18 protein-coding genes are annotated in these 17,134 nt (G+C 42.7%); 3 read left to right on the forward strand and 15 right to left on the reverse strand.

Annotated features, from left to right (window positions below; translation table 11 throughout):
• Positions 1-44 precede the first annotated feature (44 nt).
• Positions 45-911, forward strand: a complete 867-nt coding sequence (ygfZ, locus tag WCP75_RS00425; protein WP_336276286.1) for a CAF17-like 4Fe-4S cluster assembly/insertion protein YgfZ — start codon at positions 45-47, stop codon at positions 909-911.
• Positions 912-1,892: 981 nt separating this feature from the next.
• On the opposite strand, the gene panB is transcribed toward ygfZ, so the two are convergent.
• The 11 genes from panB to rpoZ form a co-directional block, all read right to left on the reverse strand.
• Positions 1,893-2,702 (reverse strand): 3-methyl-2-oxobutanoate hydroxymethyltransferase, encoded by an 810-nt coding sequence (gene panB / locus WCP75_RS00430; RefSeq protein ID WP_336276287.1) that lies wholly within the window; start codon positions 2,700-2,702, stop codon positions 1,893-1,895.
• A gap of 11 nt (positions 2,703-2,713) precedes the next feature.
• Positions 2,714-3,559, reverse strand: coding sequence for a pantoate--beta-alanine ligase (gene panC, locus WCP75_RS00435; RefSeq protein ID WP_336276288.1), 846 nt, complete (start codon positions 3,557-3,559; stop codon positions 2,714-2,716).
• 37 nt (positions 3,560-3,596) lie between these two features.
• Positions 3,597-4,346, reverse strand: a complete 750-nt coding sequence (gene recO, locus WCP75_RS00440; RefSeq protein WP_336276289.1) for a DNA repair protein RecO — start codon at positions 4,344-4,346, stop codon at positions 3,597-3,599.
• Positions 4,347-4,352: 6 nt separating this feature from the next.
• The gene (gene era, locus WCP75_RS00445; protein WP_336276436.1) at positions 4,353-5,258 is read right to left on the reverse strand and encodes a GTPase Era; all 906 of its coding nucleotides are present in this window, start codon (positions 5,256-5,258) and stop codon (positions 4,353-4,355) included.
• Positions 5,251-5,958, reverse strand: a complete 708-nt coding sequence (gene rnc, locus WCP75_RS00450; RefSeq protein ID WP_336276290.1) for a ribonuclease III — start codon at positions 5,956-5,958, stop codon at positions 5,251-5,253. The genes era and rnc overlap by 8 nt, the downstream gene beginning before the upstream one ends.
• Positions 5,939-6,751, reverse strand: coding sequence for a signal peptidase I (gene lepB, locus WCP75_RS00455; RefSeq protein WP_336276291.1), 813 nt, complete (start codon positions 6,749-6,751; stop codon positions 5,939-5,941). Before lepB ends, rnc begins: the two co-directional genes overlap by 20 nt.
• A 72-nt stretch (positions 6,752-6,823) precedes the next feature.
• Positions 6,824-7,228 (reverse strand): holo-ACP synthase, encoded by a 405-nt coding sequence (gene acpS / locus WCP75_RS00460; protein ID WP_336276292.1) that lies wholly within the window; start codon positions 7,226-7,228, stop codon positions 6,824-6,826.
• The gene (locus WCP75_RS00465; RefSeq protein ID WP_336276293.1) at positions 7,209-7,829 is read right to left on the reverse strand and encodes a DUF2062 domain-containing protein; all 621 of its coding nucleotides are present in this window, start codon (positions 7,827-7,829) and stop codon (positions 7,209-7,211) included. Before WCP75_RS00465 ends, acpS begins: the two co-directional genes overlap by 20 nt.
• Before the next feature lie 107 nt (positions 7,830-7,936).
• The gene (pyrE, locus tag WCP75_RS00470; RefSeq protein ID WP_336276437.1) at positions 7,937-8,515 is read right to left on the reverse strand and encodes an orotate phosphoribosyltransferase; all 579 of its coding nucleotides are present in this window, start codon (positions 8,513-8,515) and stop codon (positions 7,937-7,939) included.
• Between the two features lie 18 nt (positions 8,516-8,533).
• Positions 8,534-10,765: a RelA/SpoT family protein gene (locus tag WCP75_RS00475; RefSeq protein ID WP_336276294.1), complete on the reverse strand. Its 2,232-nt coding sequence runs from the start codon at positions 10,763-10,765 to the stop codon at positions 8,534-8,536.
• Between the two features lie 120 nt (positions 10,766-10,885).
• Positions 10,886-11,284 carry a DNA-directed RNA polymerase subunit omega gene (gene rpoZ / locus WCP75_RS00480; protein WP_336276295.1) on the reverse strand — a complete coding sequence of 133 codons (399 nt, stop codon included), beginning with the start codon at positions 11,282-11,284 and terminating at the stop codon, positions 10,886-10,888.
• Positions 11,285-11,737: 453 nt separating this feature from the next.
• On the opposite strand from rpoZ, the gene WCP75_RS00485 reads away from it, so the two are divergent.
• Positions 11,738-12,406, forward strand: coding sequence for a uracil-DNA glycosylase (locus WCP75_RS00485; RefSeq protein ID WP_336276438.1), 669 nt, complete (start codon positions 11,738-11,740; stop codon positions 12,404-12,406).
• A 46-nt stretch (positions 12,407-12,452) separates the two neighbouring features.
• Here WCP75_RS00485 and smpB read toward each other — a convergent pair whose 3' ends face one another.
• Genes smpB through WCP75_RS00500 form a run of 3 tightly spaced genes read right to left on the reverse strand, consistent with a single transcriptional unit; the run spans position 12,453 to position 14,022 of the window.
• Positions 12,453-12,929 carry an SsrA-binding protein SmpB gene (smpB, locus tag WCP75_RS00490; RefSeq protein ID WP_336276296.1) on the reverse strand — a complete coding sequence of 159 codons (477 nt, stop codon included), beginning with the start codon at positions 12,927-12,929 and terminating at the stop codon, positions 12,453-12,455.
• Positions 12,930-12,945: 16 nt separating this feature from the next.
• Positions 12,946-13,830 carry a 4-hydroxy-tetrahydrodipicolinate synthase gene (gene dapA, locus WCP75_RS00495; protein ID WP_336276297.1) on the reverse strand — a complete coding sequence of 295 codons (885 nt, stop codon included), beginning with the start codon at positions 13,828-13,830 and terminating at the stop codon, positions 12,946-12,948.
• Positions 13,831-13,854: 24 nt separating this feature from the next.
• Entirely contained in the window at positions 13,855-14,022 is a 168-nt protein-coding gene (locus tag WCP75_RS00500) for a hypothetical protein (RefSeq protein ID WP_336276298.1), read from the reverse strand.
• 52 nt (positions 14,023-14,074) lie between these two features.
• Here WCP75_RS00500 and WCP75_RS00505 point away from each other — a divergent pair, with 52 nt between their 5' ends.
• Positions 14,075-16,186: a lytic transglycosylase domain-containing protein gene (locus tag WCP75_RS00505; protein WP_336276299.1), complete on the forward strand. Its 2,112-nt coding sequence runs from the start codon at positions 14,075-14,077 to the stop codon at positions 16,184-16,186.
• 80 nt (positions 16,187-16,266) lie between these two features.
• On the opposite strand, the gene WCP75_RS00510 is transcribed toward WCP75_RS00505, so the two are convergent.
• Positions 16,267-17,022 (reverse strand): energy transducer TonB family protein, encoded by a 756-nt coding sequence (locus WCP75_RS00510; protein WP_336276300.1) that lies wholly within the window; start codon positions 17,020-17,022, stop codon positions 16,267-16,269.
• Between the last annotated feature and the right edge of the window lie 112 nt (positions 17,023-17,134).

Below are 17,134 nucleotides of genomic sequence, written 5' to 3' on the forward strand. Positions count from 1 at the left end.
TCCATTCTACCGATTATGTAACTTTGCGAAGAAAGGCAATAACCATGAGCGAAAAACAAAATGCCGTTTGCTTAAAAAACCGGAGAATTATCAAAATTACAGGTGAAGAAGCAACACATTTTCTGCAAGTACTCATTACAACAGATGTAAAAAAAATCGGCCCGCAAGAAATTTTTCCCGGAGCTCTTTTATCTCCACAAGGAAAAGTTACCGCTGATTTTCTTATCAGCAGAATAGACGGTGGCTATTTGATTGATATCGCTTCATCTTTAGCTGATACCCTCTACAAGCGTCTTCTTCTTTACAAATTACATAAAAAAGTAGAAATTACACAACCAATGCAAGAGGTTATAACGATTTTTTTAAACAATAAAATAGATACTTCAAGTTATATCTCAAGCTTCATTGATAAGCGATTCCCTGAAAAAGAAAAAATATTACGAACATACGGAAAAATGCCCTTTTTTTCCCATGCACATCACGATGATTGGAATCGATTGCGTATCCGTTATGCAATTGCAGAAAGCGGCCAAGATTACGAAATAGGAAAGGTTTTCCCTCACGACATTAACTATGATCAGATTGGTGGAATAGTATTCAACAAAGGTTGTTATATAGGACAAGAAGTTATTTCACGAATGCATCACCGTCACGCAGCGCGCCGACGTATCTTGATAGTGAGAGGGCTACATGAATTGGCCCCAGAATCCAGTGTTGAAGCAGGAGGTAAAGTGTTCGGTCATTTAGGAACATGTGTTGCAAACGAGGCCCTAGCTTTAATGCGTATTGATCATATCAAAGACGCTATGGATACTAATAGCACATTTACAGTAAAAGATTCCCCTGTAACAATAAGCATCGCTGAAAATATGGATTTTACCTTTCCCGGAAGCACTGTAGAAACCAATTAATGGGCCTATTCCGAATTGTACCAAACGAAGAAACCATGCGCGGCAGAAAACTTTTTCCGAGCTGGCGGTTACATCTATCGAACCCCCATTCTTCAAATATCGAAATTAAAAATATCACCCCCAGACTTTTGTGCATTGAGCGTTGGAATAACCAAACACGAGGGGAGCATATTCACTCTATCTTACAACACCAGCTTTTTGTAGAGTAAATATTTTAAAAGCTTTTTCCACAATCCCGAAGCAACGAACGCACCCCCACGCTACACCCCGCAATGCAACAGAATATGCATTATTGGTTACATAATTTCATCCTTTAAAGCCATCATAAAAAGACCGTATTAGCCCGAAAACACACAAAGAAAAGCTATTACGCGCTTTTCTTTTCCCATTACCCTTTGCTCAAAAACTCCCAAGATCACCAAATACGCTAACCATATTGCTGCATTCCACGAAACCACGACTCCGGCCGGATTTCCCCAAAAAAACCACACCACTCTGACCCTTAAAATCATTTTATCAAACAAATTCGAACACGACCAGAACCCCCACAGAAAGCCGAAGAGACCTTTCTGCTCCGCTTTAATGATATCAATGGAGGATGTACCAATTTTTTGCTTTCCACCTACACCTTAACCGCTAAAATGAAAAAACACGATACATAAATGTTTTTAGCCACCTTCTATCCCCACTCACCTTCGCCTGGAACAATCACAACGAGAGCTTCTTCTACAACCACCTCATCATTTCATTTTATCCACAAATTCTGCCCTCCACAGAAAATTGTAGCTCAGAGTAAAAAAAATCAAACACAACCATGAATTCGAATATTCTCTACAATCTACTGTAAAAGGCAGAGCGGCGCACAACAAAACGGCACCGCAATCTGTTCATAAGAAAAATGAACTAGAAGGAAAATGCTGATCGCCAACGCTTAATGAAAAATACCTCCCATGGAAATTTTGTGCGCGACAAGCTTTATTTTCACTTATAAACCTCTGTGTCTGCCGGAAAAGCGCGTGATCTAACATCGCCTGCATAATTCCTAATCGCAGTCTCTGCCGCTTGTCCAAGAGAGCCATAACGACGCACAAACTTCGGCACATGAGCATTATAACCCAGCATATCTTCCATGACCAATATCTGCCCATCACACTGATTAGAAGCGCCAATGCCAATAGTAGGAATAGAAAGCTTCTCGGTAAGACTCGCTGCCAAAGGTTCTACGACCCCTTCCACAACAACAGCAAAAGCACCCGCTTCTTCAACCGCCACTCCGTCATTCAGAATCTTTTCCCACTCCTCCTCCTCGCGCCCTTGTGTCTTAAAACCACCGAAGCTATTTACCGCTTGTGGAGTGAGTCCAACGTGCCCCATAACTGGAATACCGCGCTTACACAAAAAATCTATCGTCTCGGCCACATGAATACCACCCTCAAGCTTAACCGCTCCGCACCTTGTTTCTGCAAGAATACGCGACGCACTAGAAAAAGCCTGCTCTCGACTTCCTTCGTAAGAGCCAAAAGGCATATCAACAACTACAAGCGCCCTTTGAGATCCAAGAACAACCGCCCTCCCATGCAAAATCATCATATCTAAATTAACAGGAAGCGTCGTATCAAACCCGTGCACAACCATACCAACACTATCACCAACCAAAAGGAAATCGCAATATGGATCGGCGATCCGTGCAGTATAGGCCTGATAGGATGTTAGAGAGACAATCGGTTCTTTCCCCTTTTTTGATCGTATTTCAGAAGCAGTGACACGCTTTACAGTGTTACGTATACTCATTTTCAAACCTTCTATTGCAATATATATTGATCAATAAGCCTAACCTCACCAAAGCGAACAGTTAGTAATAAAACTGCCGGTCCTTCCAGTTGTCCTTCAATCACAGACAAAGTCCTCATATCTAGCAAATCCACTGCTTCAACGACTGCACGCGGCTCTTGTTGCAAAATACTACGAACAGTTTGGCATAATTTGTTAATCGACCGCTCACCTTGGCGATAAAGATTTTCAGCAGCTTTACCGCTTTCAGGAATGATTTTTGCAGCTTTACGATCTCCAGGGGTCAAAAATCGATTACGCGAAGAACTTGCTAAACCATCCTCTTCACGTAAAGTTGGTACTCCAATAATCTCAATAGGAAAAGCCAAATCCTCAACCATACGGCGAATAATCGTAAGCTGCTGAAAATCTTTTTCCCCAAAAAAAGCCCTATCTGGCTGAACAATGTTAAAAAGCTTAGCAACGACACTCGTCACGCCGCAAAAATGCCCCGGACGTAATTGCCCCATCAAAACACACGACAGCTTCTCCACTTTTACAATTGTTTCATTTCCCGACGGCCATATTTCTTCCGCAGAAGGTGCAAAAACATATTCAACACCCTCTTTTTTTAACAGAGAGCAATCCCCCACCAAATCCCTCGGATATTTATCAAAATCCTCATGAGGACCAAATTGCTTAGGATTAACAAAAATAGAAACCAGTACCCGATCGCACATTTCTCCTGCTCGCTGTACTAATGCGAGGTGACCATCGTGCAACGCCCCCATAGTTGGAACAAACCCGATCGAAAACCCTAAACGCCGTTCCTCTGCTATACAGCAACGCACTTCAGCAATTGTTCTCAAAACCCGCATCTTTTTATTCTATTCGTACTTTCATAAAACCAGCAAACTAACGATCGCGCACCAAACCGCCACCAAACCGCCTCTCAAGCAATTGTATAAAACTCACACGCACCGACGGCGGCTTTACTCCCCGCGGTTCCCAGACATGCCGCATTAAAAAAAAACCCGTTAGAATGAAGCCATTTATTATATCATCAAAATTAGTAGGACGAACAGTTTTTTGCACAAGAAACTGCGGTAAAATCAAAAGTTTTTTTCTCCAAATATGCCCCGCTTCTTCACATACAGCGCGCCCTGACTTTGGTGATACGTAACAAAGTCTTTCCTTCCGACCCGTCGCAGCACAACGAGACAAGTCAAGGCCAAATCCTAATTCTTCAAGAAGCCGCATCTCAAAACGTACAAGCAAATCCGCATTTACAAACAGTTCACAAAAATTCTGCACAAAAAAATATAAAATATCGTACAAAGCGGGATGAGGATCACGCTCTGGAAGAAGACGAAGATGGCAGGCCATCAACTGTAAAGCGTAAAGAGCTTCCGGGGAAGAAATGAATCGCGCAGCATTTAAATCTAGTGCTTCAATCCGAAAAACTCCCAAATGTTCGTCCAGACGCGCCCACCACTCAGCCTCCACAAAATTTCCAGGCTGAAGAAGGGCCGTCATACGACGCGAACGCCCCCCTTTTACCATCCCCATACAGCGACCATGCTGACGTGTCATAACCTCAAGGATGGCGCTCGTTTCACCATATCTACGTGCGCCAAGAACGACGGCCTGTTCCTTCCATTTCATTACACTTTATTTAAAAAAGTCCAATCCCATTTCACGGTAACGCTCCGGATCAGTATCCCAACTATCACGAACCTTTACAAAAAGAAAAAGGTGGACCTTTTTATCCATAATTTCCATTAATTCTCTGCGTGCTGCCTGACCAATTGATTTAATTGTACCACCCTTCGCTCCTAAAATAATCTTTTTCTGACTGTCTCGCTCTACATAAATAACTTGATTAATTTTAACCGAACCATCCGGACGCTCTTCCCAATTCTCTGTCTCAACCGTCGAAAAATAAGGAAGTTCATCATGCAGACGAAGAAAAAGCTTTTCACGCGTAATCTCAGCAGCAAGCTGACGCATAGGCATATCCGAAATTTGATCCTCTGGGTAATACCACGGTCCCCTCTGCATCATCATGCTCAGCGCGCGGAGTAAGTCCCCGCACCCAGAACCATTCAAAGCTGAAATCATAAATGTCTGCAAAAAAAACACTCGTTCGTTAAGTTTCTCAGTTAACGCTAAAAGAGATGACTTAGCAACAGAATCAACCTTATTGAGGACGAGGATCTTGTCTTGTTTAATATTTTTTACGACATCTAACATCATATAAATCTCGTCCGAAAGACCAGTCTGAGCATCAACTAAAATTAAAAGGACATCAGCACCCTTAGCGCCACTCCAAGCAGCAGACACCATAGCATGCTCTAACCGCTTGTGAGGGCGAAAAACACCCGGTGTATCTATCAATACGATTTGTGCATCATCATGAATAACAATACCACGAATCAAAGTCCGTGTTGTTTGCACTTTATGCGTTACAATTGAAACCTTGGTTCCAACAAGTTGATTAACAAGTGTCGATTTACCAGCATTAGGCAGCCCAATAAGCGCGACAAAACCAGAACGCGTCTTTATAACGTCATCCATGATCATCTTTTCCTTTGACTTGCCACACACCTTCGCGTCGCAAAATTTTCTCAGCTGCCATTCTTTCGGCATACCGCTTAGAACTTCCCCGTCCAATCTCTGATGAAAAACCGGGAACATTCGCCTCAACTACAAAAACAGGGTCATGATCTGGACCATAACGATCTATAACACGATAATGCGGCTGCACATTACCCTGCGCATGAGCCCATTCTTGCAATTCCGTCTTAGCATCACGACGACCGGCCTCCATTCGTCTTGCTCGATTTTGCCAATATTTTTTTATAAAAGGGCGAACGCTTTCCAACCCTCCATCGAGATACATTACAGCAATTAGAGCCTCAACCACGTCAGCGTACATATTTGTAAGTCGACGGCCTTCTAAATTCCTCATTTCAAAACCTACACGGATCATATCAGGCAAGCCCATCTCTCGCGCGACATCAGCACATGTCTGCGCATTTACCAAACCATTTAAGCGCACTGATAGCTCACCTTCACTCGCCTGCGGAAAAAACCGATACAACATCTCTGCAATCAGAATCCCAAGAACTCGATCACCCAAAAACTCTAGCCGCTCATAATTTCCTTGTTCCAAATCCTGCACACTAGAATGCGTCAACGCATTTTTTAATCTATTTTCATCCTTGAAATGGTGGCCCGTCAACTTCTCTAGTTGATCAGTTACTGAACGACTCATCGTTGATCCCTTGCTTATCAAGCGGCAAATCATGAACGGTATTAATAAAAGAGAACAAGCGATTCCAACGCACATCAAATGGCCAACGCCAAATTTGCCAAGCACTCGAGCCATTACTGATAGAGAAGAAGACAAAACTTGCTCGGCCGACAAGATTTTCCTCCGGAACATAACCCACATCTAAACGGCTATCATCCGAATTATCACGATTATCACCCATTACGAAATAATGACCTAAAGGAACTTCAAAAACTTTTGTTTCATCAACTTGCGGAAAAAAACCTAAATCAAGCGTATCATAACTAACACCATTAGGCATTGTCTCACGATAAACATCAACTGGATGATTAACTTCCGTTATATCAGGATTATTAACCTGCCCCATGAAGCGACGTGGAACAGCCTCATCATTTATATAAAGGACGCCCTGACGAACTTGTACGCGGTCCCCCGGTAACCCAACAACGCGTTTTATGTAATCAATATCCGAATTACTCGGCAAACGGAAAACTACAACATCTCCCCGCTTTGGCTGAGATGCCCAGATACGTCCAGAAAAAATAGGAGGAGAAAAAGGTATAGAAAAATGAGAATATCCATATGCATACTTAGAAACAAACAAGTAATCCCCTACCAGCAAAGTGGGACGCATTGAACCAGAAGGAATGCTGAAAGGCTGAAAAAAAAGCGTCCGAATAAGAGCAGCTAAAAGCAATGCCTGTATCAAAACGAAAATAAATTCAAGAATCCCACCTTTTTCTTCTTTTTTATGCATTTTCTCTTCTTTGACCATAACAGACCACCTTCTCATCACAGATATAACTCATTTTTTATCATATTGCTCAAACGACACCTCCCACAACACCTACCCGCAACGTGGGAGTGCCTCGATAACGACAAAAGCCTGCGCCCAAGGAAAATCGTCCGTCAAACTAAGATGGACGACGGCGTCGTAATTAGGGAGCAACAACTTTTCCAAATACATTTGCGCGCGATCCTCTAACTTCATAACTGGTTTGCCAGACGGTAGATTAATAACCCCCATGTCTTTCCAGCTCACACCGTAAGCGATTCCCGTTCCAAGAGCTTTAGCACATGCTTCTTTAGCAGCAAATCTTTTGGCATAAAAAGGAGATTTTTTCTGAACTCTTTCAGACTTTTTCTGCTCCATATCTGTAAAAACACGTTGAACAAATCGGTCACCATGGCGAATTAATACTTTTTCGATGCGCCTTATATCAATCAAATCACTACCAAGACCGACGATCATAAATACTACTCCAATTTTCTTGCAACAAACGCCTCCTTTTCATAATCTTTTGACGTCGTTTTTTTTGAAAACGGGTTATTGCTCTGTAAACACCGACATAAGAAAAACTACCCAAAATAAAACCCAAAATAGTTCCTCCTAAAATCATCGGCATCATAATCGAATTCCACGCATCTCTAAAAAGTATAGATACATTCGAAAACGTTAGACCATAAAAAAGAGCACGAACCTGAGAAAGAGAAATCTCACTTACATCGCTAAAAAACGATAAACATAAATAGCCTATCTTATAATCCACCGTAACGATGAACAAAAACGTGAGCGGATTAGAAAAAACAGTCCCAAAAATTGCCGCTGCAAAATTTCCACGCAACATCCAAGAAAAAAATACCGCCAAGATCATGTGTACCCCAAAGAAGGGTGAACAAGCCAAAAAAATGCCAATAGAAAAACCCAATGCTACTTTGTGCGGTGTTGAAGATATACGCAGAATACGCTTATACATATAACGAAACGAGCGAGATAACGACGAACGATGCAGGCAAAACAAACCCCGTATACGCTTCGCAAACGCTTTTGATTCTTGATGACGAAAAAGCATGTGGCTCTCAATACATATCTTATGAAAACAAAACAAGCTGCGTGTTTCTTGTGAACCGCAGCAAGTTTTTTGCACAAAAACAAAAAAATATAAAGATATTAAGCATCTTAAATACCCCGACTTCCTGGCTTTATCGCTGGAATCGCGACGAGATCAGCAGGCAGCGAGTCACTTGCATAAGACGCTACTTCATATTCAGCAAGTGCAATCAGCGGAATTCCAACATCAACATTACCGCCGGAACGATCAAGAATACAAGCACTCGCTACTACATCCGCCCCTACTGCAACCAGAGCCTCGATCGTCTCGCGAATAGAAAGTCCCGTCGTTACGATATCCTCGATAACAACAACCCGCGCTTGTTTCTCAATTTCAAAGCGACGCAACTGAAACACGCCGCCCACGCGCTCTACCCAAAGAGAAGGTACACCAAGATGACGTGACGTCTCGTAAGATGGAATGAGGCCACCAACTGCAGGACCAACCACATAATCAATTTTACCATCGACACACTTTTTAATTTTTTCAGCTAACCCACGGCATAATCTCTCTGTCAGACCAGCATGCATAAATACCTTCGCCTTTTGCATATAAACAGCACTGTGGCGACCTGATGTTAAAATAAAATGACCTTCCATAATAGCGTCCGCTTGCCTAAAAATATCAATTACATCTTGTGTATTCATCGCAAAATCTTTCATTCTTTACCCATAAATCCGATGCACCGCACTGACAGAACTCGCATCTTTTAACTGAGAAAAAATACGATTTAAATGTTTCAAATCCCAAACTTCCACATCAATCACAATCTCCGTAAAATCTGGTGCTGTGCACACAAAAGACAAGTTTTGGATATTAGCATCATTTACTGAAATAACCCGGGTAATTTCTGCCAGAGAACCGGGACTATTAAAAGCCAGAACACTCATCCGAGCCGGGAAACGTTCATTCGTGTGAGCCTCGATATCCCAGCGTACATCGATCCATCGCTCCAGCTGATCATCGTACTCCATCAAAGCTGAAGATTGTATCGGATAAATTACAATTCCTTCACCTGGTTGCATGATGCCAACAATCCGATCTCCTGGTACAGTTCCTTCAGGAGAAAACCTGACAGGAACATCTCCTCGCGTTCCCCTAATCGGCAGCGCTTTATATTGATGCTCTTTTTCTACAATCACACTATTTTCATTTTCCGGAACTTTAAAAATCATACCTTGAGCATTTTCGATGTTAAACCAACCTTCCTCTCCAGATTTGAAAGAGGATTTCTGTAGCGCACGTCGTTGCTCTTGGTAATCAGGATAAACCGCTTTAACCACATCAGTAGAAGGCAATTCGCCGCGACCGACAGCTGCCAATACATCCTCTATATCCTTGCGCGCCAAACGTGGCAAAACTTGTTCGAGAATATCCCTCGAAAATTGTTTCCCTATATATTCAAACGAACGTTCGAGAATACGGTATCCAAAACCAGAATATTGCTTATGTATTTCTGCACGCGTTGCTCTACGAATGGCCGAACGCGCTTTCCCCGTCACAACAAGAAATTCCCACGCCGCCGGAGGAATTTGAGCTTGTGAACATATGATCTCCACTTCATCACCATTTTTTAATTTGGTCATTAAAGGCATGATATGGCCATTAATTTTCACGCCTACACAAGAATTCCCAATATCAGTATGAACTGCATAAGCAAAATCGATAGGGGTAGCACCTTTCGGAAAAGCGATTAACCGACCTTTTGGGGTGAAACAAAAAACTTGGTCTTGAAAAAGCTCAAGCTTCGTGTGCTCTAAAAACTCTTCCGGATTATCCCCATCTGATAAAGACTGAACTGTCTGACGTAACCACGCATACGCTTTAGTTTCATTTGATAACTTTGAAATTGAATAATTAGATCCACGATCTTTGTAAATGGAATGCGCTGCAACGCCATATTCGGCGATTTCATCCATAGCAGCAGTTCTAATCTGCAACTCAACGCGCTGTCTTGAAGGACCCACAATTGTCGTATGAATAGAACGATAATCGTTTTGCTTCGGTATAGAAATGTAATCCTTGAAACGACCAGGAACCATTGACCACGTAGTATGAATCACACCAAGCGCACGATAACAATCATCCACTGTCTCAACGATTACGCGGAATCCAAAAATATCAGACAACTGCTCGAAAGATAACGCCTTGCTTTCCATTTTACGAAAAACTGAGTAAGATTTTTTTTGACGGCTCTTAACATCAGCTTTAATCCCATTCTCAGAAAAAAGCTTAGCCAGCTCATTTTCAATTGTCGAAAGTAGATCACGGCTGCGCTCTGATAATTCAGAAAGCCGTTTTGTAATGGCGTTATAACCTTCAGGATTTAAATAAAAAAAGGCAAGTTCTTCCAATTCTTCACGCATATCCTGCATGCCCATACGACCAGCAAGCGGTGCATAAATGTCCATTGTTTCCTCAGCAATCCGCCGACGTTTATCATCGCGCATGACAGCGAGGGTTCGCATATTATGAAGGCGGTCTGCAAGCTTTACTAAAAGAACGCGAACATCGTCAGAAATAGCTATAAAAAGTTTCCGTAGATTCTCTGCCTGCACCGCCTTTTTTGACACAAAATCAAGCTTATTAAGCTTCGTAAGTCCCTCTACCAATTTGCCAATTTCAGACCCAAAAAGCTGATCAATCTCCATTCGTGTAGCGCTCGTATCTTCAATTGTGTCATGCAAAAGCGCGACGGCAATCGTCGCCTCATCCAACCGCATATCTGTCAAGATAGCAGCAACCTCCAAAGGGTGGGAAAAATAAAGATCACCCGAAGCACGCTTCTGGTGCCCATGCTTCCTCATCGCATAATCATAGGCCTTGTTCAGCAAATCCTCATCGACGTCAGACTTGTAACGCCGAACACGCCCAACAAGCTCACACTGACGCATCATAGAAGCACATCCCTTACATTGCCACCGTTCGCCCCTTATTGGACACACTATCGATACAAAACAGGAAAAGCACCCCCCGCAAAATGATACGCGCTAACTCTTGGAGCACAATCTACAGGATCAATAATCGTCACTCTTCTCTGGAACGACCAGCCCTTCAATACCTGCTAACAAATCTTCCTCAGACATGTGATCAAACGATCCACCCCCTTCTTCCGACGAAGAGCCTAAAACACCCCCCGCTTCGCCTGAGTGAGAAACAAACTCATTTGCCACCTCTGGCTCATCAACCTCCACATGCTTCTGCAGTGAATGAATTAGATCTTCCTTCAAATCTGCAGGTGACAGCGTTTCTTCGGCTATTTCACGCAAAGCAACAACAGGATTCTTATCATTATCACGATCAACCGTAATCTGTGCACCCTGCGATATCTGACGCGCCCGATGTCCCGCCAGAAGCACCAGCTCAAAGCGGTTATCGACTTTATCAATACAATCCTCTACCGTTACACGAGCCATCTGCGCCTCTTCCTCAAAGATTTTAAAATTCCATGCCTGCTCCTGTATATACAACAATCAAAACAAAACACAAGAAAAACAACACAAGCATCAATATTTTTCGCCAAAAAAAACTATCGATAATACTTTTGAAAACTTACGAAAATCACGCCATCACTGACACAACTCCTCCTCACTAAAATTGCACCTTCACAATGCAAAAGTTCATCAAAAAAAGCAACCACAACAACAAGTTATCGCGAGTGTTCTTACAATATTAAGTTCGATTACGTCCATTAAAGTAACATCCCATTCACATAATGAATCACAGATAAAGCCACTTCCTTGCCAAATAATCTGGCAATGGCCTTATTCCTAAATTATGCTATAGTGTGGTTTATCTGTACAATAGCTTAACCTACCGCATAGATAACTCAACAAGGAACTTTACGAAAAGTGATCAACCCCATCACCATGAACAACCAATCAACACCGCTTTGCCCAGAGCCACCCAAAAATTGCGATTTATGCCCGCGCTTGCATAGATTTGTTTCTGAATGGCGTGTAAAAGAGCCAAATTGGCACAATGCGCCAGTGAATCCGTTTTTCCCCTATAAAGGAGAAACTACAACACGCCTCTTGATCATTGGACTTGCTCCTGGACTGCGCGGAGCGAACCGAACCGGACGCCCATTTACCGGCGATTATGCGGGGCAATTGCTTTATTCTACTTTAAAAAAATTCGGTTTTGCCCGAGGCACCTTCGAAGAAAGAGCAGACGACAACCTCGAATTAATTGACACAGCGATCGTAAATTCAGTCCGTTGTGTTCCGCCGGAAAATAAGCCCACTAGCGCCGAAATAAACACTTGTCGATCTTTTTTTTCACCTCTCTTAATGGGCCTCCCTGAGCTTAGAGCCGTCATCACCCTCGGCACCATTGCACACCATTCAACCATACGTGCCCTAAATGCAAAAGTTTTGGCACACCCTTTTGGACATGGGATGATAAGTAATATCGGCAAGTTACGTATTTTCTCAAGCTACCACTGCTCACGTTATAATACAAATACCGGGCGATTGACAGATTCTATGTTTCACCAGATATTTCAAGCAGCAAAAACATACCTAGACCAATGTTAGATTTTTCCGACCGACACTAAGAAGTGGATACAAAAATCAATTCTTTTTACCCATATCTTTTTAAAAGTCTTGCTTTTTCGCGTCCCCAATCACGCCTTTTCTCCGCTTCACGCTTATCGTAAAGCTTTTTCCCACGAGCCAAAGCAATCTCCAACTTAACACGCCCACGCTCATTAAAATAGAGTTTAAGCGGAACAAGTGTCATTCCTTCACGAGAAGTCGCATTAAAAAGACGCGCCATTTCACGCCTTGAAATTAACAATTTACGCAAACGGCGTGGTTCATGGTTAAATCGATTAGCCTGCGTATATTCAGGAATATAACTGTTAATTAACCACAACTCCCCATTTTCAAAGCTAGCATAACTCTCAGCAATATTAGCATGATTGAAACGCAAAGACTTTACCTCAGCGCCCTGGAGTACGAGACCAGCCTCGAGATTGTTGAGAATTTCAAAATTGAAACGAGCTTTACGATTATCGGCAATTATCTTTCGTACTGATGCATTCTTTCTTCTGTTCATAGCAACCAATACCATTTTACTCTTTGATAAGACCCGCATGTTGCAAAGCCGCATCAATAATTCGTTTTGTAGTCTCTGCCAGTGGAACAATTGGTAAACGAACAGTATCGCCACAAAGCCCCAACTTTGCAGCTGCATATTTAACACCAGCAGGACTCGGCTCAGTAAAAATTGCACGATTGAGAGGCATCAAACGATCGTTTAAATTAAGTGCTGTTTTATAGTCACCATGATAACAAGCAGCATGAAATTCTGTACAAAGTTTCGGAGCAACATTAGAGGAAACAGAAATACACCCAATCCCCCCATGCGCGTTAAAACCCAATGCTGTACAGTCATCACCAGAAAGCTGTATAAAATCCTTACCGCATTTTTCGCGTTGCTCGCTGACGCGTTCGATTTTGCTGGTCGCATCCTTTACACCAATGATATTTTTAAATTCATAGTGAAGTTTTCTCATAGTTTCCACAGCCATATCAACGACAGAACGCCCAGGAATATTATAAATTATAATCGGGATGGAAACAGCCTTCGCAACAGAAGAAAAATGCGCATACAAGCCACACTGATTTGGTCTGTTATAATAGGGGGTTACAGCCAAAACTGCATCTGCGCCCACCCTTTCTGCGTACTGCGCAAGCTCCATAGCTTCTCTCGTACTATTCGATCCTACTCCAGCAATAACCGGAACACGCTTAGCAACCTGCTTAGTGCACAGTTCTATAATCCGTTTATGTTCTTCATGACTCAAGGTCGCTGATTCGCCTGTTGTTCCAACAGGACTCACACCGTTAATACCTTGCATAACCTGCCACTCAACAAAATTGCAAAACGCTTTCTCGTCAATAGCTCCATCGTCATCAAACGGTGTAATAAGCGCTGTCACGGCTCCCTTGAGCATGATGAACTCCCTGTAATGTTAGCTTTACTCAAAAATTACCCCTACAAACTGCCAATAACTCGGTAATTGAGCATAATCTTGCCCTATTAATGAAGCAAGGTCAATTTTGTAGGAGCTATAAATGATGTGAGTGTGTGCTCTTTTTGGTGTCATGCTTCTCCGTGAAAAGGGGGGTGTTAACTTGTCGTTCATGCTTCTGTTTTAGAAGTCGTAAGGGTAACAAGATCCCAGGGTCCTTTTCTCCATGCGCACTTCTTCTATTTTGTTTTTTTTTCCAGCTTTTTCTGCATTTATATTGGCGGCGGAAGTCTTGTCCTTGAGCGCCTTTGCGCAAGCGATCCCCTCGTACGAGAAGACGCCAATCCCTTTGGCTCGACCTACCACTCTTGCTGTTGAAAAAACACCTATCCCACAACCGAAAAGGACCTATTCTGCAACTAATAGAGCCCTCATAATCGGTAACATTGCCGCATTCAATCAATTAAAGGCGGGGTTACACGCGCTGTCAAATAACGACGTCAAAAAGACGATCAACATTCGTGATTCTATGAAAAAAGGGAGCCTTGACCGTCGCATTTTGACGTGGGCGATTGGTATATCAAGCAAAAACAATATTCCAAGTTCCGAATTAATCAGCACAGTCAATGAATTAAGGGAATGGCCAGGCCAGGCCATCATACAGCGCAATGCCGAGCGTGCTTTCGTCAATGAAACCAGTTCTGCACGCTTAATCATCCAAAAATTCTCCCATCACCTCCCCCTCACAGCTGAAGGTATGACAGCGCTTGCTAGAGCACTAGTCACAATGAAACAAAAAGCCCGTGCGCACCAGATCATTGCACCTTGGTGGCATAAAGCAAAACTCAGCGAAAAAGAAGAAGAGCTTGTTCTGAAAAAAGCGAGTACTGTGTTAAGACCTATTGATCACCTAAAGCGTATGCAGTTCATGCTCTATGCACATCGAATCAGTTCTGCTAAGCGAATTGCAAAGCTTGCTCGAGCCCAATCTCTCTTCGATGCATTTGTTGCTGTAGAAAAAAATGATCCCAGAGCTGCGCAAAAAATATATGCGGCTGACAAATTTTGGAGAAACAATCCTCTCTTGCAGTTTACGCAAATTCGCTATCTTCGTAGAATTGGACAACATAGTACGGCAGCTGCACTCATGATGAAGACCCCAAGGGATTCGTTAAGTCTGATTAACCCTGATGCGTGGTGGACAGAACGGCGTGTTCTTTCCCGTGAAATGCTCGATTTAAACCAACCTAAAATTGCTTATCGACTTGTGGCAACTCACATTGGTGTGAAATCTTCGTTGGCAGTTGCCACAGATGTCGAATTTCACGCAGGGTGGTATGCACTAAGATTTTTGCACGACCCTAAATTGGCAATGCGCCATTTTTCGCTCATTCCTCAATTATCTTCTGCACCTCTTTCGATATCTCGTGGATACTACTGGATGGGAAAAACGTCGGAAATTTTGGGACAAAGTAAAGACGCGCAACACTACTTTTACCGTGCTGCCCATTTTGATTCAACCTATTATGGTCAATTGGCAGCTTCGCGACTCAATCTAAAAAAGCCTAATATCCCTTTTCCCAAACCAACAATCGCTGAACGAAAACGTTTCAGCGCACGGAAAGCTATTCAGGCAATTCAACGGCTCGAATTAGCTGGCTATGATAATTTTGCTAAACTTTTTTACAGAGAACTTGGTAAAAAAATAGAAAGTGCCGGTGAACTGGCTCTACTGGCTGTTATGGCTGAAAAAAATGGTGATTATTACACCAGCCTCCAAATTGGAAAAACTGCTGCTTTCCAGGGAAAGAATATCACTCCACTCTCCCACCCTATCGGCGCTATCCCAACATCAGTCAATATTTCTGAAGCAAAAAAAGCACTTGTTTACGCCATTGCACGTCAAGAAAGTGAATTCAACCCAACGGCTATATCAAAGGCAGGAGCACAAGGCATATTGCAATTACTTCCTACGACCGCAAAAGCACTCGCAAAAAAGCATTCGATCACATGGTCACCTGCAAGATTTAGCAATGATATCAGCTACAATACTGTATTGAGCGCACATTTTTTGGGAGATCAATTAGAACGTTTTAATGGATCCTACGTATTGGCTCTCATTGGATACAATGCGGGCCCCCGTCGCGCTAGTGAGTGGATAAAGCGTTACGGTGATCCTCGTGGGAAATCTCTCGATAAGGTTGTCGATTGGATAGAGCGTATCCCTTATACGGAAACACGCAATTATGTGATGCGTGTGATGGAAAATTATGAAGTTTATAAAGCTAGGCTTTTGGGAACAACAGACATAAAAGCTGACCTCATCGCCGGTCGGTAGACGCACCGTCTCCTCTCTCTCCAGCAGCTGTTCCATCAATAATGGTCGCAAAAAAGGCGGTGCGGGGGAGTCGGCAAAAATCAGTTAAATATCAACGATATCCTAATGATTTTGTTAACCTTTGACGGCGGTGGTGGAGGAACTGAGCCAACGCGTTGGAGCGCAGTCATTGCGAGTCGATCGAGTTCCTCATCATCGGAAGAACGTACAACACGGCTAGAAAAAATATCCCCCTGTTCGCTTATTTTAAATTCCAACTGAACCGTTCCCTTTGCACGACTAATACGCCGTTTTACAACGTAATTTTTTTGTTTTTCCAGCTGCGCCTGCACCTTTGCCAACCATTTCGCCAACAGTGCACTCTCAGGGCTCACTACGTTACCAGCAGTAATCAGATGTGCTCCCTTTTTATCTAGCTTCTCCGTCACAGCCTTTGATTTTCTTTTTATCTTTTCGACGGTTGTTTTACGCTTTATTTCAGGAACAGGCGTTATAAAATCGTCTTTTTCTGTGGTGTTTTGAACTTCTTCCGATTGAATCTCATTAACTGATTCCGGCAGTTCTGATTCCTGCTCTAAATCAGGATGTAAAACTTCTGTATACGTACTAACATCCGGTATATCCGCATTAGAATCCAGAAAATCTGTATTAGCGTCTAGATTTATCGTTTTTTCATCTTGCACAAAAGTCAACATAATTGTCTGCGAAAGCGTACCGTTACTCACGCCAGATTTCTGGAAATAAAATCGCGCTCCCAATCCAACGTGTAAAGAGAAAGCGGCAATAAACGCGCAGACCCAAAGAATTGATAACTGCCTAATATTTGAAAAATTCATAATTTATCTTACCGCTATTCTGAGCTTAAAATTGGTGCTTGCTTCTATTAGAACAAGCTATTCGGAAATTGCAATTTTTTTCTTGATTGATTTTGTCATGTTTAATATGGTT

The organism is Bartonella numerosa (assembly GCF_037070845.1).
Lineage (GTDB): Bacteria > Pseudomonadota > Alphaproteobacteria > Rhizobiales > Rhizobiaceae > Bartonella.

Bases quoted from the DNA above. Each gene is read 5' to 3' on its own strand.
- ygfZ (WP_336276286.1), top strand. From the start codon at position 45: ATGAGCGAAAAACAAAATGCCGTTTGCTTAAAAAACCGGAGAATTATC.
- panB (WP_336276287.1), bottom strand. From the start codon at position 2,702: ATGAGTATACGTAACACTGTAAAGCGTGTCACTGCTTCTGAAATACGA.
- panC (WP_336276288.1), bottom strand. From the start codon at position 3,559: ATGCGGGTTTTGAGAACAATTGCTGAAGTGCGTTGCTGTATAGCAGAG.
- recO (WP_336276289.1), bottom strand. From the start codon at position 4,346: ATGAAATGGAAGGAACAGGCCGTCGTTCTTGGCGCACGTAGATATGGT.
- era (WP_336276436.1), bottom strand. From the start codon at position 5,258: ATGGATGACGTTATAAAGACGCGTTCTGGTTTTGTCGCGCTTATTGGG.
- rnc (WP_336276290.1), bottom strand. From the start codon at position 5,958: ATGAGTCGTTCAGTAACTGATCAACTAGAGAAGTTGACGGGCCACCAT.
- lepB (WP_336276291.1), bottom strand. From the start codon at position 6,751: ATGGTCAAAGAAGAGAAAATGCATAAAAAAGAAGAAAAAGGTGGGATT.
- acpS (WP_336276292.1), bottom strand. From the start codon at position 7,228: ATGATCGTCGGTCTTGGTAGTGATTTGATTGATATAAGGCGCATCGAA.
- WCP75_RS00465 (WP_336276293.1), bottom strand. From the start codon at position 7,829: ATGCTTTTTCGTCATCAAGAATCAAAAGCGTTTGCGAAGCGTATACGG.
- pyrE (WP_336276437.1), bottom strand. From the start codon at position 8,515: ATGAATACACAAGATGTAATTGATATTTTTAGGCAAGCGGACGCTATT.
- WCP75_RS00475 (WP_336276294.1), bottom strand. From the start codon at position 10,765: ATGATGCGTCAGTGTGAGCTTGTTGGGCGTGTTCGGCGTTACAAGTCT.
- rpoZ (WP_336276295.1), bottom strand. From the start codon at position 11,284: ATGGCTCGTGTAACGGTAGAGGATTGTATTGATAAAGTCGATAACCGC.
- WCP75_RS00485 (WP_336276438.1), top strand. From the start codon at position 11,738: ATGAACAACCAATCAACACCGCTTTGCCCAGAGCCACCCAAAAATTGC.
- smpB (WP_336276296.1), bottom strand. From the start codon at position 12,929: ATGAACAGAAGAAAGAATGCATCAGTACGAAAGATAATTGCCGATAAT.
- dapA (WP_336276297.1), bottom strand. From the start codon at position 13,830: ATGCTCAAGGGAGCCGTGACAGCGCTTATTACACCGTTTGATGACGAT.
- WCP75_RS00500 (WP_336276298.1), bottom strand. From the start codon at position 14,022: ATGAACGACAAGTTAACACCCCCCTTTTCACGGAGAAGCATGACACCA.
- WCP75_RS00505 (WP_336276299.1), top strand. From the start codon at position 14,075: ATGCGCACTTCTTCTATTTTGTTTTTTTTTCCAGCTTTTTCTGCATTT.
- WCP75_RS00510 (WP_336276300.1), bottom strand. From the start codon at position 17,022: ATGAATTTTTCAAATATTAGGCAGTTATCAATTCTTTGGGTCTGCGCG.